8 protein-coding genes are annotated in these 17,674 nt (G+C 46.7%); 3 read left to right on the top strand and 5 right to left on the bottom strand.

The window, feature by feature from the left end:
• Positions 1–117: 117 nt before the first annotated feature.
• The 5 genes from KN811_RS20760 to KN811_RS20740 form a co-directional block, all read right to left on the bottom strand.
• The gene (locus KN811_RS20760; protein ID WP_187966308.1) at positions 118–2,148 is read right to left on the bottom strand and encodes an RICIN domain-containing protein; all 2,031 of its coding nucleotides are present in this window, start codon (positions 2,146–2,148) and stop codon (positions 118–120) included.
• 68 nt (positions 2,149–2,216) lie between these two features.
• Positions 2,217–3,707, bottom strand: coding sequence for an arylsulfatase (locus KN811_RS20755; RefSeq protein ID WP_187966309.1), 1,491 nt, complete (start codon positions 3,705–3,707; stop codon positions 2,217–2,219).
• A 41-nt stretch (positions 3,708–3,748) separates the two neighbouring features.
• Complete coding sequence (locus tag KN811_RS20750) at positions 3,749–5,185, bottom strand: sulfatase (protein ID WP_216335000.1); 1,437 nt, start codon at positions 5,183–5,185, stop codon at positions 3,749–3,751.
• Between the two features lie 96 nt (positions 5,186–5,281).
• Positions 5,282–6,835: a RagB/SusD family nutrient uptake outer membrane protein gene (locus KN811_RS20745; protein WP_187966310.1), complete on the bottom strand. Its 1,554-nt coding sequence runs from the start codon at positions 6,833–6,835 to the stop codon at positions 5,282–5,284.
• 11 nt (positions 6,836–6,846) lie between these two features.
• Positions 6,847–9,927, bottom strand: a complete 3,081-nt coding sequence (locus KN811_RS20740; RefSeq protein ID WP_187966311.1) for a SusC/RagA family TonB-linked outer membrane protein — start codon at positions 9,925–9,927, stop codon at positions 6,847–6,849.
• 311 nt (positions 9,928–10,238) lie between these two features.
• Between KN811_RS20740 and KN811_RS20735 the strand changes: the two genes are divergently transcribed.
• The 3 genes from KN811_RS20735 to KN811_RS20725 all read left to right on the top strand — a co-directional run bounded on the left by KN811_RS20735 (position 10,239) and on the right by KN811_RS20725 (position 17,621).
• Complete coding sequence (locus KN811_RS20735; RefSeq protein WP_187966312.1) at positions 10,239–14,390, top strand: two-component regulator propeller domain-containing protein; 4,152 nt, start codon at positions 10,239–10,241, stop codon at positions 14,388–14,390.
• 165 nt (positions 14,391–14,555) lie between these two features.
• On the top strand, positions 14,556–16,148 hold the full coding sequence (locus KN811_RS20730) for a fascin domain-containing protein (protein ID WP_187966313.1): 1,593 nt from the start codon (positions 14,556–14,558) through the stop codon (positions 16,146–16,148).
• A 48-nt stretch (positions 16,149–16,196) separates the two neighbouring features.
• Positions 16,197–17,621, top strand: coding sequence for a sulfatase (locus KN811_RS20725; protein ID WP_187966324.1), 1,425 nt, complete (start codon positions 16,197–16,199; stop codon positions 17,619–17,621).
• Positions 17,622–17,674: the final 53 nt, after the last annotated feature.

Genomic DNA, 17,674 nt, shown 5'->3' with positions numbered 1-17,674 from the left:
CCTCTGAATCTTAACATAAACCGAACAATAATCGGTTTTGCCATACAGCCTTTAATTAAATATCAATGGCCTGAACGAAAATTACGCATTGGTAAACAACCCTTTTTCCGTACCTTTTTATCCTTTTCCAGCCTGCAGGTTTTTATTATGCCCACGGTTTTGGATATAGTAATATCCATTTCCGGTATCGACCAGCTTCCATTGCGTCCAGGTACCCGTACTGGTTTTGTCAGCAAGGTGAATCGTATTGTCGGTCTGTCCCCTCATATATTTCTGAAAGCCGCGGTTTTCGAGGTGGTACCACCCCTCACCGGCATCCACCAGTTTCCATTGGGTCCAGGTTCCCGTATTATCGGTATATGCCAATCTTATACAATCGTTATCAAAGCCTTTTGCATAATGGTCATAGGCCTTGTTCCTGAGATAAAACCACTCACCTTCGGAGGGTATTTTTTCCCATTGCGTATCTCCTCCCTGACTGCCGGTGGAAACCATATCGATAGCAGTAGACCCGGTTTTAACGGTAAACGAACGATAGTCCTGGCTCCCCGTGGCATTCATAATAAATGAACTGCCCGTAATGCCTGTGGCGTCAGCCGGTATACTGGACACGTTCAATATGCCGTCAAAAGTAAAATTCACAGTTCCCAAAGCGCCGTAAAAGATTTTGGTCTTATCTGCCGTATCGGTTTTAAAAGCAATAGCCGCAGCACCGTAGCTATACGAAACAGTATCGCATTGCACCAGGGGATAGGACGAGGCTTCTACCAACTCCCTTCGGAAGGGGCCATTGTTGTTGTCTTCGTTGGTGTTATTGAGATGAGGGTCCCCCCAAAAGACCACCCCGGTAACTTTTCCCTTGTAAAACGACTGGTTGAATTCGTTGATCAGGCGGTAAAATTTTTCTGAATTGCCACCTATGGTTTCTCCATTCCAATTAAATTCTGCGCCTGCAGGCCAGTCGGGGGCCAATTCTTTGTTGTGGGTGGATTTTACATCGGTCACCCGGGACACCGCCGGCCACCAATCGACCGAATTTGTACAATTGGCAGCTTCCGGGCTTACAATGAGCGGGCTGTGGGTAAGGTTACTGACCACCTGAATAAAATCGTCCGTAGTCCAGTGATTTCCCAACTCGCACCTGGGCGCCAGGTATTTTATTGTTTTGCCGGTTTGTGCATAGATGTAATCGATAAAGGCATCTATAGCTGATGCAAACCCGGTAGCATCAATGCCATTTGTCGTGTAAAACGGGCCGAAATTAACATTGTGGTAGGTGCGAAAGTCCTGGCTGTCATAAATTTTATGCGAAGCATACAGATCGGGGTTCCCGTTGCTCTTGGCCCGGTTAATCGCATCGACGATCGCCTCATAGGGGTTTCCGCCAGCCTGTATGTATGTGTTGTGCCCCCGGTTTTCAATATACCGGTAACCATCACCGGTATCCACTAATTTCCACTGGGTGTAAACACCCGTACTGGTAGCATCGGTAAGGTGTATGGCATTATTGCTTTTTCCCCTCATATACTTTTGAAGGCCCCGACTTTTAATGTAAGACCACCCATCACCGGCATCTACCAGTTTCCATTGCGTCCAGGAACCTGTGTTGGTGGTCGGCGCAATTTCAACCGCATCGTCGTCAAAACCTTTAATGTATTGGTTATATGCCGTGTTTCTGATATAGAACCAATCGTTTTGGGCCGGGATTATTTCCCATTTCGTCGTATTGTCCTGAACACTGACAGGGGCCATTCTTACCAGGTAGTCTTCTTTTACCGATCCGTCCGGATTATGGGCCTGCCCGTAGATCGGGATCCGCAGTAAATTGAACTTCCCGTTTTGAAAGATCTGTTGGCAAGCCGCTACGGTCAGGTTTGCAGCTTTATTATCCTGCTTGATGTCATGCCCCCACTGTGTGATCTTTTGCATCTGGTTTTGGGTATTAACCTGCATGCTGTAATCCGAAGCACCGACAAATACCATGGGTGATGCTTCGGCCTGTGGCGGGGTCTTTTCCTCAAAAACTTCCTTTTCACAGGAAGAGAAGACTACACCGGCCAATACCAGGTATTTTACCCATGTATTCTTTTTTTGCCGTTTCCCGGGCATGTCTAATTTTGTCCCGGCATGTATGACTCTACGTTTCATTTTACACTGATTTTTGATAATGAGCAGTGAAATTTCCGATGGTTAACATATATTTCACCATACTTAAATCACTTACTGTTGAGATAAGTACTCTGACTAAATGTAAATACCTGCGACGGGGTCCTCACTGTATCCAGAATGCCCCCCATCTGCTCCACGATCTCCGGGTGTTGACCGGCAATATTGTGTTCTTCCCCGATATCGTCGGCAAGGTTATACAATTCCAAAGGCGCATCCGGTTGTTGCAGTACATTGTATTTTACCGCTTTCCAGTCGCCCATCCTCACGGCCTGGCGCCCTCCTTTTTCGTGAAATTCCCAGTATAAATATTGGTGTTTTGCCTGTTCATCTTTATGGCCCAGCAATTCGGGCAGAAATGAGATTCCGTCTATGTTATCCGGAACTTCAACACCGATGATCTCGGAAAAGGTGGGAAATACGTCCCAAAATGCAGAAAGATGGTCTGTGAAGCTTCCCGGTTCGACCTTTCCTGGCCATTTGACGATCATAGGAACGCGGATACCGCCTTCGTATAAATCCCTTTTTGTCCCTTTGAAAGGACCGTTACTGTTAAAATATTCCGGATCTGCTCCTCCTTCCCTGTGCGGACCATTATCTGAAGTGAAAACCACCATGGTATTATCGTCAAGTCCCAGTTCTTCCAGTTTCTGCATGATCTCTCCAACCTGTTCATCCAACACTTCTATCATGGACACGAAAGCCGCATGTGTTTCCGTCTGGGATTCATAAGGTCCTTTCCGGTATTCCGGCCCATCATCCAGGCCCTTATAGGCCTTCTCCGGGAGGTATTTGCCCCGGTTCTTTTTCATGAACACTTCGGGAGCGGCCAGTTCAGCATGGGGGATAATCGACGGTACGTATAAAAAGAAGGGTTCTTCTTTATACTGTTCTATAAACTCCAGGGTCTTTTCGTGGATAAGCGCGGGCGCATACACTTCCTTTTTTTTTCCGGAATTCTGTGCCAGGACAACAGAATCTTTATTGGACCAGAGGTGCCGCGGATAATAATGATGCCCGAGGCGCTGACAATTATACCCGTAGAATACATCAAACCCCTGGTTCACAGGATCTCCTTCGGAGCCCGGGAAACCCAGTCCCCATTTGCCGAATGCTCCGGTTACATATCCCGCTTTCTTCATAGCCTCAGCCAGGGTATATGTATTATCCGGTATGGGGTACTGCCCTTCGGGCTGGATCTCCTTATTTCCCCTTACAGCGGTATGCCCGGTGTGCATTCCCGTCAGTAAAGCGGAACGGGAAGGGGCACAGACCGTACTTCCCGAATAATGTTGTGTAAACATCATTCCCTGTGAAGCGAGCTTATCAATATTCGGCGTTTTGAATTTTGTTTGCCCATAACAGCCCAGGTCACCATAGCCCAGGTCATCGGCAAGAATATAAATGATGTTAGGTTTCTTTTGTACAGTAGCTGCATTTAATGATGTTTTCTCATTTTTCCTCTTATTACCTGTGTCTATGCATGAAGTCAGAACCAGAAAAACAAAGAGAACCATAAAATACCTGTTGAGTCTTTTCATTTAAAAATTTTTAGTTATTCGAAGATTTAGGTTGATATTATTCAGCGAAGGTTTTTCAGGGGCATTTGCGCTTTTGTTTCTCTCCACCACAATTCCAGGACCTGTTTCAGTTCCAGGGTCTTGTCCGCCATCCAGGAAGCCAGGTCACGGGATTCTCCAATGTCTTCCTTCAGGTTGTATAGCTCATCGCGATTGTCCTCAAAAAAATGAATAAGTTTCCAATCGCCCTGGCGTATGGCCGAATAAGGAGTTGCGCCACCGGGGTGATAATGGGGGTAATGCCAGAATATCGCCGGCCGGTCAAGTTCTGATTGCGGGTCTTTTAACAAATCCATCAGGCTTTTTCCGTCGTTTTCCTTCTTTCCCAGGCCGGCCAGTTCCGTGATGGTAGGGAATAAATCCATGGTAACTACCGGTTCGGAACAAGTAACGGATTCCGGGGTAACACCCGGTATCCTGGCAATAAACGGCACGCGGACCCCACCCTCATAGGCAGAACCTTTGCCTGCCCTAAGTGGAGTGTTATCCGTTACTTCCCGTAATACCAGTCCACCGTTGTCACTGGTAAAAAAAATAGCTGTGCGTCCTGCAAGCCCTTCTTCTTCCAATACTTCCAGGATACGGGCCACACTTTGATCTAGTGCATGTATCATAGCCGCATAGACGGGATTACGGTGCTGCCTGCCTTTCTTGTTCTTGCCTTTATAATATTGGATCAGTGAATCCGGGGTCTGTAATGGCGTATGAACAGCATAATGTGGAAAATAGAGAAAAAAAGGATCGTTTTTATTCCGGCGTATAAAGTGGGAAGCCTCTTCGGTCAGACGGTAGGTCAGATATTCATGATCATTCCCCTTTTCAAGGCCGGGAGGGGTTCCCAAATCGGGATTTTTTCCCTTATATGGATAAAAATACGATCCCGGACGTCCCCGTTTATATCCTCCTATATTAACATCAAAACCGTGATGTTCCGGCCAGTACACAGGTTTTTCACCCAGATGCCACTTACCGACAATACCGGTGGTGTAACCAGCCTTTTTCAGTTCTTCTGCAATGGTAGTTTCTGCAGTGTCCAAATACATCGTCCAGCCCGGTGCCTTTAACTTTGTATCCGGATAGTTGTACCCTTCGATCCAGTCCGTAATACGAAGCCTGGCCGGATATTTTCCCGTCATCAGTGCCGCTCTTGATGGCGAACAAACCGTACAGGCCGCATAGGCATCGGTCAGTTTTACTCCCTCCCGGGCCAGTTTATCGATGGCTGGGGTTTCATACAAATCACTACCGTAGCAACTGAGATCGGTCCACCCCAGGTCATCGGCATAAATCACCACGATGTTGATTTTCCTCTGGGCAGCCTCTTTTCGAATGTTCGACCTGCCTGTGCTTTCGGCAAACAACAGCAAGAACAGGATCAGGGCAGCCATATGTACCCGGTCGTTTGTAAACCAGCAGTTATGGTATTTCTTCTGATTCATTTCTTTGAATAATTATTGACACTCTTTCCAATAACACTATTCCGGAGCATCCTTTATTTTTTTCAGGAACTCCGGACGGTTTATTTGCTCCGAATATTACCTGTAACCATTATTAGTCGGATCGTTGTTTAAAAGATTGGGGTTCAACAATATTTCGTCCTGGGGGACAGGTAACAGAACGTGATAGGATTGGATATTGCTTGCCGGGTTATTCCACGGCCTGTGCTGAACATTCTTCACCACATCAAGCAATATGCCCCAACGGATCAGGTCCATACGGCGCCAGCCTTCTGCACACAGTTCAAACTTACGTTCGTCATACATGGCTTCCCTGAACTGTTGCTGGCTCATCCCCGACCAGGGCTTATCGGGTTCAAAGGCCCGTTCCCTGACCTTGTTCACATAGGGGTACGCATTGCCCGGCCCGTTCATTTCGTTTTCGGCTTCGGCGGCCATGAGGTATATATCGGCCAGTCTGAACACTACGTAGTTCTCATTATGATTTGAACGGGGGGAGGTATTGTTCAGGTTCCAGTTCTTCCTGAAATACGGGAATTGAAGTTCATATCCCAGGTATTCCCTGACTATAGTAGCATCGTACCTCAGATCATCGGGATCCCAATTGCTTTGGTCTGCCAGTTCAGGCAAAGGAATGGCCCAGCCAAAACCGGACATGTCCTGATCAATAGCCTGAAGATCTGCCTGTAAAAGCTCCCATCTCGTAGGTGTTCCCGGCCCGTCCGGACGGTTATTCCTGTTTTTAGGTTCGTCACGCAACCTCGGATTGTAATCGTCTGTTCTGCTTGTGCCTGAATCACCGAAAACACCATCGGTCGTAAAATCTACCACAAAAATCTGTTCATCATTATATTGATCCGAGGGATTTGTCTGATCAAATACCGCAGCAAAATCACCCAGTAGCTGATGCGGTGAATCGTTGATAATCCTGTCGCATTCTGTTTTGGTTGCCGCCCATTCCTTGTCAAATAAATGGAATTTTGCCTTTAATGTGGCTGCAGCCCATTTTGTGGCACGTCCCAGGTCGGAGCCGGAAGAGGTACCGGGTAATAACTCAAACGCCCTGCCCAGGTCTTCCTTCATATCTGCCCTTATTTCATCTTTCGGGTAGCGTTCCAGTGACCCCAGTTCGTCCAAAGGCAATAATTCCCTGAAATACGGCACGTCTCCCCACAGGTTGGTCAGGTGAAAATATGCCAACGCCCTGATAAACAGGGATTCTCCCAAGGCCTGGTTACGGATTTCTTCCGATATCTTTTCATTGCCCTCGAGGTTGGTAATATACAACGAGGCATTTCTGACTATTTCATAACAAGCTGCCCAGTTGGCATCACCATCGGCAACACCTTCGTTTATCAGGTAATTGTGGATCTCGCCATTCACATTCCTGCTTGGCCCGACTTCATCGGCACCGTTTACGTAATAGTTGTCCAATCCGCGTGTACGGTACATACTTGGCCTGTGCAGAATCCGGTACAGGCCGTTAACCGCTAACAGGGCCTCCTGATCGTTGTTAAAAAAATTATCCACTGCGATCTGGTCCCTCAGATCTTCTTCAAGAAATTTACTACATCCGCCAAAAACCAGGGAAAACAGTGTTAGTACCAATACTATATTCAATATTTTTTTCATGGATCTGCCTTTTAAAATTCAATTTGAACTCCGGTCACAATACTTCTCGCATAGGGATATTGCCCGGTTGCAAATCCCTGTGAAACCGATCCGAATCCACTGCCCGCGGTAAAGGAGTTAACTTCCGGGTCTCCCAGTGTAAAATCTGATAGCAACCATAGGTTCCGGCCTGTTATATAGAATTTCAGTTTTGTAAACAGGTGGTCGAGCCTGGCTTTTTGTAACGGAATATCGTACGACAGGGTCACGGACCGCAATCTTATAAAGGACCCGTCTTCCACGTTAAGGGTACTGTTCGGGTTAAACAGGTTTGTGGAGGTCCCTGCACGGGGAATATCCGATGTTTCATTCATACCCTCCATCCATCTGTCCTGCACCCTGGGGTCAATATTTTCATCTCCCCTGCCGAATAATGATCTTTGGGTTACGGTATTGAATATTTCCGCGCCATATGAATATTGGAAAAATATATCAAGGCTAAGGCCCTTATAAGAAAAATTGTTCCTGAAACCTCCGTAAAAATCGGGCTGCGGGCTTCCCATAACCGTGTAATCCTCCCTGTTAATAGTCCCATCCCCGTTTACATCCCGGTATCTCGGACTCCCTAAAAACGCCCTGCCTATGGCTTGGTCGTCGATGATCTCCTGGGGATCTTTATAGGTTCCCAGGTATTCCGCACCGAAAAATACGGGCATGGGTTCCCCTACCAATAGGCGGGCAGAAGGCCCTCCCTGGTTTCCCGTGGATTGAATATCTATAAATTCCTCGTCTCCGAGGTCCAAGACCTTACTTTTATTGGTAGACAGGGTAAACGACGTGTCCCAGTTAAAATTCCCGTTTGAGATGTTCACAGTGTTCAAAACAAATTCAAATCCTTTGTTTTCCACGCTACCCACATTTTCCAAAACCCTGTTGCCTGCGGTATTCGGGAGGTCCCGGAACAATAACAGATCTTCTGTCTTCTTTTTGTAATAATCGGCTTCCAGTGATATCCTGTTGTTAAAGAAGGCCATTTCTATACCTAGGTCCAGTTGCTTGGTGGTTTCCCATGTCAGTCCATCCGATCCGGGTGCGGCCAGGATCACTGCGGGGGTCAGGGTTTCATTAAAATAGTTGAACTGGGGGTTGAAAAGGTCGAATGAGTTGTAGGCACTCACCCCCTGCTCCCCCACAATACCGTAACTCCCCCTCAATTTTAAATTGCTCACGGTATTGTTGTCTTTCATAAAGTTCTCCTCGTGGACATTCCAGGCCACCCCTGCCGACGGGAAAAACGAATACTTATTCCCTTCCTCAAATACCGAAGAACCGTCCTGCCTGCCTACGAGAGTTATTATATATTTGCTTTTATACCCGTAAGTAAGCCTTCCGAGGAGCGAGGTTAAAGTACGTTGGTTATATCCGGATGAAACCTGGTATGTTTCCGGGTCCGAGCCCAGGGCCAGATTGTTGTATTTCACGACATCGTTCGGAAAGCCCTCGGCCGAAGAAGAAGTGCTTTCGGAGGTGATCTTCTGGGCGGTGAAACCGCCCAGCAGTTTCAGGGAATGATCTCCGAAGTCTTTGTCATAGGTGAAGGTGGTTTCACTGAGAATATCTTTGGTCTGAGCAGTATTTACCTGTGCAAATCCCCCTACATTATTGTTGAGTATACGCTCCGGAAGGGAACCCGGCTGATAGTTGTTGTTTTTATAAAAATTGAGTGTCGCCCCCAACGCGGTCTTGAGTTTAAAGCCATGGAACAGTTCATACTCAAAGTAGGCATTGGAAATCAGGTTGGTGACCAGGTCATGGGTCTGACGGAGTTGAATATCGGCCTCCGGGTTCCTCTGAAGGGTACCGCTGATGGGATTGGTCCCGGTAAAATTACCTTCGTCGTCATAAATGGTACGAATGGGCAGCACTGCGGTAACGATCTGGGAAAAATTGACCTTGTTGTTCTCCTTTTTAAAACTGCTCAGGTTTAAGCGCAGCCCCATTTTAAACCGCTCCGATACATCAATATCGAAATTGCTTCTGAAGGTAACGCGCTCCAGGCCGGAATTCCTTAAGACCCCTTCCTGCTTAAAGTAACTCAGGGAATTGTAATAATTGGTCGATTTTGTCCTTCCCTTTACGGAAATATCCGTATTGTATACAAACCCCGTCTGCGATACCGTATCGATCCAGTCTGTCGTGGGAACTTCTCCCGGGTTGTCGTATTGCAGGGGCAACGAGGTATCTGTCATTCCCACGGGGAGCATGGTGCCGTTATGGTCTATACCCGGCCCGGGAATAAACTGCCCGGCTTCGTTGATATAATCTACATATCCCTTTCCCCCGAGGATCGGTATTTTATTGACCATATTATCTACACTCACATAAGAGTTAATACTGAAGACCGGTTTGCTCTCCGGGAGGCCCTTACCGGATTTTGTAGTGATCAGAACCACTCCGGAAGCCCCCCTTGTCCCGTAAATAGAGAGTGCCGTGGCATCCTTTAGTACATCGATAGACTCAATATCGTTAATATTGATATTGTTCAGGTTAAAATCGGTGCCCACGATAAACCCGTCAACCACAAAAAGCGGGTTGTTATTTCCGTTGATGGAACTGTTTCCCCTGATCCTTATGGTTGCCCCGTTTCCCGGGGCCCCGTTATTGGAGGTTACCTCCACACCGGCCGCCCTGCCCTGGAGGGCCTGGTCTACCCTGGGGACCGGCTGGTTTTCCAGGGCATCCGATTTTACGCTGGACACCGAAGAAACAAGGTCTTTCTTGGAAGAAATCCCGTACCCGATAACAACAACTTCGTCCAGTTGCTGTGTATCGGTTATCATCCGAACAGACAGGGAAGCTTTATCTCCGACAGTAACTTCCCGGGGCAGGAACCCCACATAGGAGAACTCCAGAATATCGGACGTACCGGCCTCAATGGAAAAGTTCCCGTCAAAATCCGTGACCACTCCTTTCGATGTCCCCTGTACAATTACATTCACCCCCGGCAGAGGCTGCCCGGAATCGTCCGTTACCGTACCCGACACTGTTCTTTGTGCCGAAAGTGATATCAAACCGAAGTTCAGCAATAATAATGTCAATAGTTTTAATTTCATACAATAGAGTTAATTTAAAGTTTAGCTGGCTGGGATCGCCTTCTAAAAAATAAGGCTATAAATCCCGGATATAAAGTTATGGACTGCGGAACGCCGCTTCATCTCTTTAAACAGACAAAAATGTTGCATCCCCTGGTGTTAAAGGGTTTTTCATACCGTATGCAACATTATTCCCCATAAATAGTAACATTATTATCCCCCGCAAAACAGGATAAAAACAAAAAAAATAGGAATTTAGAAAATAATCCCTGGACATAATATCAATTCTTATTATTTTATCATAAATTAATGCGAACAGAACAACGAACACCATGTGTAAGACATATTTCAGGAGTTTGACCGGGCGGGATCATTGGGTGATGCTGGTAGCATTTGTTTTTCTGATGTTTCATTACGGCGCCTATTCACAATCCGGGGAAACTCATTTTCATGAACTGACCGTTAAAGGAGTCCCTTTTAACAAAAATATCAACGTACTTTTTGAAGACAGTTTCGGTTTTCTCTGGATCGGTTGTAATACGGGCCTGTACAGGTATGACGGAAACACCATAACCGAGTACCAGTACGACTCTCTCGACCCCAATTCCATTCCGAACAACAATATCAATTCTATTGTAGAAGACCCCGATAAAAACCTCTGGATAGGAAGTGAAAGCTATCTTATTTTTTATTCCCGTAAGAAAGATATTTTCAAGGGGTTTTACAAAAACTCCAGGTCGGACGCATTATACCTGGATTCCCAAGGTTTTGTGTGGTCGAACCGGAAAAAGACGGGCCTTATAAAGATCACCCCACATCAATCCGCAGACAGTATTAAGTTTGAGACCTACTTCAACTACATCCATTCTTCCACTTTTTTACGGGGCGAGAAAAAGATCGTGAATTCCATGACCGAAGATAACCTGGGCAGGAAATGGGTGGGCACCCCCCAGGGGATCTTCGGTATGACCCCCGACAACCTTATCATGCCTACCTCATTTGACAAACACGTAAAATCGCTAAAAAAGTTCGACGACGATTTGTTTATGGCCCTGACCAATAAGGGGCTTTATATCTTAAAATACAATGCAACGGATTATACGCTTCAGGTTGTCGAAGCCTATTCCACCCTGCTCAAAGCGGACCATATTACGCCCATCAATACTTCCATGGCGGTTACATCGGACGGAAATTTATGGATCGGCACCACTCACGGCCTTTTAAAAGGCGAACGGAAAAGATCGGGATATGAGTTCAACTGTTTTTCTTCCAGCAATACCAAAGGAAGCCTGTTGAACAACCAAGTCAACACCCTGACCATGGATTCTTATGAAAACCTGTGGATAGGAACATTAAAAGGGATCAACAAATATGTGGGGCGTACCTCCGTTTTTGAACATCACCCCGTTCGCGATAAGCACCTTACAAAAAATACACTGGTAAACCGTTTTATCACCTGCGGAAAAGATGTTTATCTCAGCACATCAACGGGGATCTACCGTTATAACCAGGATTCCAACACCTCTGAAAAACTGCATGAAACATTAGACAACATTAAGACCATAAAGTTCAATTATGAAAAGGACGGTTTTTATATAGCTCATAACAATTCGCTGTATAGGACAGGCAGCTTAAAAATACCAGACCGGTCTGACGGATTGAAGTTTGTGACAAAATTCAACAAAATCATTATGGATATGGCCTGTATCCGTAAAAATGAGGTTTGGGTTGGTCTATGGGAAGGGGGCGTTCAGATCTTTAACGGCAATAATCCGCTTTCGCCCTTCCAGGAAGATGTGGTCCGGAAAACAGCCATGACCCATGTTTCGGTTATGCTCCGGGACCGTTCCGGAAACCTGTGGGTGGGCGCCAGGGGAGAAGGGCTTTTTAAAATCAACCCGGACCGGAAAACGATAACACACTACACACCATCCAAAGAAAACAGCCTGTCTTCCGATGCCATACTTTCCCTCCTGGAAGATGAGCAACACAACATCTGGATCGGTACGCGCGGCGGAGGGCTCAATAGATACAACCCCTTCAACGATACTTTCACTTCATATACCAAAAAAGACGGGTTACGTTCAAATACGATCTCCGCCGTCCAAAAGGACATGCAGGGAAATATATGGGTCAGCACCAATGCAGGGCTGGCCCGTTTTGACATCAACAGCAAAAAGTTCATGTCTTTCGGGATCGAAGACGGTATCGGGGAAAGTGAATTTATCTTTAACTCCGGCAGTGCCAATGGCGGGCATCTTTATTTTGGCCATAGCAACGGCTTTTACAGTGTTAATACCAACAAATACTCCCAGACGGACATTGTACCGTTGACCGTCATTACCTCGTTCAATGCCATGGGGCCTTCCGAAAAAAAGAAGGGAATGCAAGCGGCATCCGGGAAAAACCGGCCCCTCTTGAATTCCGAATCGCCCATTGTGTTGCCCTTTGACAGAAACAATATTAATATTGAGTTCTCTTCCCTCGACCTTACCGCACCCCAGAAAAACAAATATGCGTACATGCTCGAAGGGGTCAACGATTACTGGATATATGCCCACGGGCCGAATAACAGTGTCAATTATAACGACCTGCTCCCCAGGACCTATACCTTTAAGGTCAAAAGCACTAACAGCGACGGTGTGTGGAACGAAACCCCGGCAAGCCTCACCTTTGAGATCATACCACCGGTATGGCTGAGCAAATGGGCCATAGCAGGATATGCTATTCTGGGACTTTTACTGCTTGGCGTTGCCTTTATCCTCGTAAAACGCTGGTACCGGTTAAAGAAAAAACTGGTTAAGGAAACCATTAGCAGGGAAAAGGACAATGAGCACAACAGGATGAAAATGATCTTCTTCACCGACATCTCCCACGAGCTGAGGACCCCGCTTTCACTCATCATGGGGAGCATTGAAAAAGTGGTCCGGAACAAGGACTTTACATTAAACCCACTGGCCATACAGCGTCTGCACAACAACTCCATCCGTATGCAAAGGCTGATCGACCAGATCATGGATATCCGGAAATTCGATGCCGGTGGATTCAGGGTCCTGGCCTCAAAAAACAATGCCATAAATGACATCCGTACATTCAAGAACGCGTTTAATGATTTTGCAAAAATATACCATATCCAATACAGTTTTATCCATGAGGATGAAGAGATCAAAGCCTGGTACGATACGGAGATCCTGGAAAAAATACTGTTCAACCTGCTGTCCAACGCCTTCAAATACACGCCCGAAAAGGGGGAGATCACAGTCACTGCCCAAAAAGCCCGGTTAGATGACGCAGCCGCCGGAAAACTTAATCTTTCCGAAGGAAAATATCTGGTGTGCAGTATCAGGGACAACGGGGTAGGAATCCCCGGGGAAGAACTCGGTTTTATATTCGACAGGTACTACCAGTCCACAAAGCTGCCCGGCAACCAGATCCCAGGTACGGGCATAGGCATGGAACTTGTACAGAAACTCATTACATCCCACCATGGGGCCATCGAAGTGGAGAGTGAAGAAGATGTTTATACCGAATTTACCTTCTACCTGCCCGTAAGCAAAAAACAATACCCGGAGTCGGAAATTTTAAAGGCCAACGGAAAAAGCATCAAACGCCATCCGTATAAAAGTAACCGGCAAATCATCGCTCCACCGCCTGTAACTGAGGGGAACACCGTTCCTAAACCGGGCAATAAACCAAAGATCCTCCTGGTCGAGGACCATGTAGAGCTCCGTACCATGATGAAAGAAGAACTCAGGGCAGATTTTCACGTCCTGGAAGCCTCCGACGGGCGCGAAGGGTATGCGCTCGCCACGGAGAAAACCCCGCAACTGATCATCAGTGATATCCTGATGCCCGTGGAGGACGGTATCGGCATGCTGAAAAAGATCAAGGAAAATACCGAAACAAACCACATCCCTGTTTTTATGCTTACCGCAAGGGATTCTGATGATGTTAAGGTCCAATGCCTCAGTTTGGGGGCGGACGACTATATCGAAAAACCTTTCAGCCTTGATTTTGTAAAGTGGAAGGTAAAAAACACTCTTTTGGTCCGCAGGCAATTAAAAGAAAAATACAGCAAGGTCATCACCGGAGGACCGTCGGAAATAGAAATTCCGTCAGTTGATGAAAAATTCATCAAAAAACTCGTGACCATTATCGAAAACTCCATGGACGACAACCTGCTCAGCGTGGAATACCTGGCCTCGGAAGTGGGGATGAGCAGGGCCAACCTGTATCGGAAATTACAGGCCATCGCCGGGGAAACCCCGGTTAACTTCATAAAAAAGATAAGGTTAAAAAGAGGGGCCCAGCTTCTGAAGAACAATAATCTTTATATTTCGGAAGTCGCTTATATGACAGGGTTCAGGAATCAAAAATACTTCAGCAACTGCTTTAAGAAAGAATATGGCATGGCCCCGAAAGACTATGCCAGGCAATATGCCGACCGGAAAAAAACGGTGAATAACGTCCCGGTTTCCGACTAAACCCTCCTCTTCCCCCCTATTCTCCCTATTATTCAACATTTGCCCCCTGAGAATGCGACGGCAACATACCCCTTTTCCGGTAACTTAATGGTATGTTGCCCCATGAAATGCTTATGCACGTAAGATCGTTGCATTCCTTAAAAAACCAATTTAAAACCTGATATTATGAAAAAAATGAACCCGATTAAACTCATGCTTGCTTCAGCGGCCTTAGCTTCCCTGGCATCCTGTACAGGCATGTCGGACGAACCTGAAGGGCCTATGGTGGCAGAATATGCTTTGGGGATGGTTGAAACAGATACCTTCCTGATCGAATCTGAAAAGGTCAAACAAAAGATCACCCGGTGGGGCCATGACATCAAACAGGGAAGAAAAGCCAGGAACCTGACCGTTGAAGCCTGTAAGCAACTATTTGAAAACGGCAGATACAACCTTTTAAGGATCCCTATTTATTCCAACGCCCATAACCCGGACGGGACAGTCAGGGAAGATTACCTGACCGGTTTATTGCCCACAACAAATTCCACTGATAACGTACAGTGGGAAACGGTCCATACAGAAGGGGACTGGTTTTACCTGAAGAACAAGGCATATAATAAATATGTAAGAGGGCTTAATACGGATGCCGTGGAAATCGACGCCGTTAGCTATACCGGAAGCTGGACCCAATGGAAACTTGTCGATGCCGGCGAAGGCTGGTATCACATACAGAGCAAAGGCCATCCCAATAAGCACTTACGGGGCGACCATCAGGGCAATATCACACTTGTGAACAATACCAACAGCATCGGGACCTGGACCCAATGGAAACTGGTGGATGCAGGAAACGGCTATCACTACATATTGAACAGGGGCCAAAATAAATATTTATCCGGCGGAGGAAATGAATATGACCTGATCATCGATGCGATTAACCGGGCCAAAAATAACGGGGATCCCGATCTGTATGCCTCCCATAAAATTTATGACAACTCAGATCACAGTACCGACAGAAATGCCAATTTCGGCCCCTTTTATACTGAAAACGGGATCGATATCCGGGGCTTTTCGGCCAGCATAGATGCCTTTATGGACTATATTGAAACCCATACCGGCAAAACCGTAAAATACCTTGCCCCGCGTTGCGAACTGGGCGCACACTGGACCCCGGCCGATTTTATTGATATTGTAAACAGCCTTAACATATCGCCGCTTATTGTTTCACCCGAGGCCGCATATGCGATCAACGGGGATAAATTCTGGACTTCCGGGGTTCAGGAGGTAACAGATATTAAGTCTACTCATAACAAGGAAAATTCCCCGCAATGGCCTTTAAACAGTAAATACGATTGGGATGGGGAAACCGTAGGCGGAAACCAAGAGAACTTTATAAAACTCTTTTTTAAACTGCACGAAGCTTTTTACAAAGGCGAAGTCACCGGTATCGTATTCTGGGGCGACCCTCACCTGAACAATACCGATGATGACGATAACAATGGCCCGTTTCGCAGGGAGCTGGTGGCCGCATCGGAATACAACCTCCTGGGCTGTTCCATCGCCAAAGATGAAGATGCTTCGGTCATTGCATTTGCCACGGGAGATGAAAATAAAATCAAGGTGTTTTATGCATCAATGAAACCCGTATACCTTAATTTTGACAGGAACATTGCAGATTCGGGGTTTCCCAACGGAACTATGAACAAGGCTGCTACCTCTTTCGTAATGCCCCCTACCGGAGAAACGCATTACCGAAGCTTTATCGTAGAATTCGATGAGTAGAATATTAAAAAATACGGAGTTAAAATGAAGGTCAAAAACATTCTTTTTATGATCACGGGATGCCTATTCATGGCTTGTACGCCACGGTCAAAACCTGTGCCTTCATCACCCAATATCATACTTATCAATGTAGATGACCTGGGCTGGAAAGACCTGGGGTTTATGGGCAGCAATTACTACGAAACCCCTAACCTGGACGCATTTTCAAAAGAAGGGATGGTTTTTACAAATGCCTATGCTTCTGCCGCAAATTGTGCCCCGAGCCGTGCCTGTATGATCTCGGGGCTCAATACACCGGAACATGGCGTTTATACCGTGGGGTCGTCTGCCCGCGGAGATCAAAGGACCCGGAAACTGGTTCCCATAAGGAATACCAAGTACCTAAAAGACAGCGTTTATACCCTACCGGAAATGTTAAAATCTGCCGGCTATCTGACCGCCAGTTTCGGCAAATGGCATATAGGCACGAATCCCGCAAGCCAAGGGATCGATTACAATATAGGAGGCAGTGACAGAGGGGCGCCCGGCAAAAAAGGATATTTTTCTCCCTATAACATCGATTTTATCGAAGATGGCCCCGAAGGGGAATACCTTACCGACAGGTTGACCTCGGAAGCCATTACATTCCTCGAAGAAAACAGGGATACCACATTCTTTTTGTATTTGCCCTACTATACTGTTCATACCCCGATCATGGGAAAGCCCGGGCTCATCGAAAAATTTAAGGATAAAAAGGGAAATGATGGCCAGAACCGCCCGGAATATGCCGCCATGGTAGCTTCCATGGACGAGAATATAGGGCGGATCTTAAAAACGATAGACCGGCTTAAACTGGGCCGGAACACCTGGATCATTTTTACCTCGGATAACGGGGGCATCCGTGCCGTTTCGGAGCAAAATCCGCTGCGTGCCGGAAAGGGGTCCTACTATGAGGGAGGTATCCGGGTCCCTTTAGTGATGCGGTGGCCGGGACATATCCCCGAAAGCACTGTAAACACCAACAGGGTGACCAACCTGGACTTTTACCCTACCATTCAGGAAATCGTAGGGCCGCAACAAAAAGCACCACACCTCGATGGCCTTAGCCTGGTTTCCCAATTTAAGGATACCACGAGGGTAAACAGGGATTTGTTTTTTCATTTTCCCGTTTATTTACAGGCCTACGACAAAACAAAGGATGACGGGCGCGATCCCCTGTTCAGGACACGGCCGGGTTCTGTTATGATCTCGGGCGACTGGAAACTACACGAATATTTTGAAGACGGTGCCCGGGAACTGTACTATTTAAAGACCGATACCGGTGAACGGAATAACCTGATAGATACTTATCCCGAAAAAGCCCGGGAGCTGTATGACAAACTCGTGAAGTGGAGAACCGGCAAAAAAGCCCCGGTCCCGCAAAAGAAAAACCCGGAATACGACGCAAGGTTTGAACGGGAAATATTGTCAAAGGTAGCGGGGGCAAAACCATGATGTAACGCTAAGTTTTAGTACATGAAAAAAACTCCAAATGTGTTCTCTTCCGG

It is taken from the genome of Sinomicrobium weinanense (assembly GCF_018863395.1).
GTDB classification, from domain to species: domain Bacteria; phylum Bacteroidota; class Bacteroidia; order Flavobacteriales; family Flavobacteriaceae; genus Sinomicrobium; species Sinomicrobium weinanense.
This window is presented reverse-complemented; position numbering and strand designations above follow the sequence as displayed.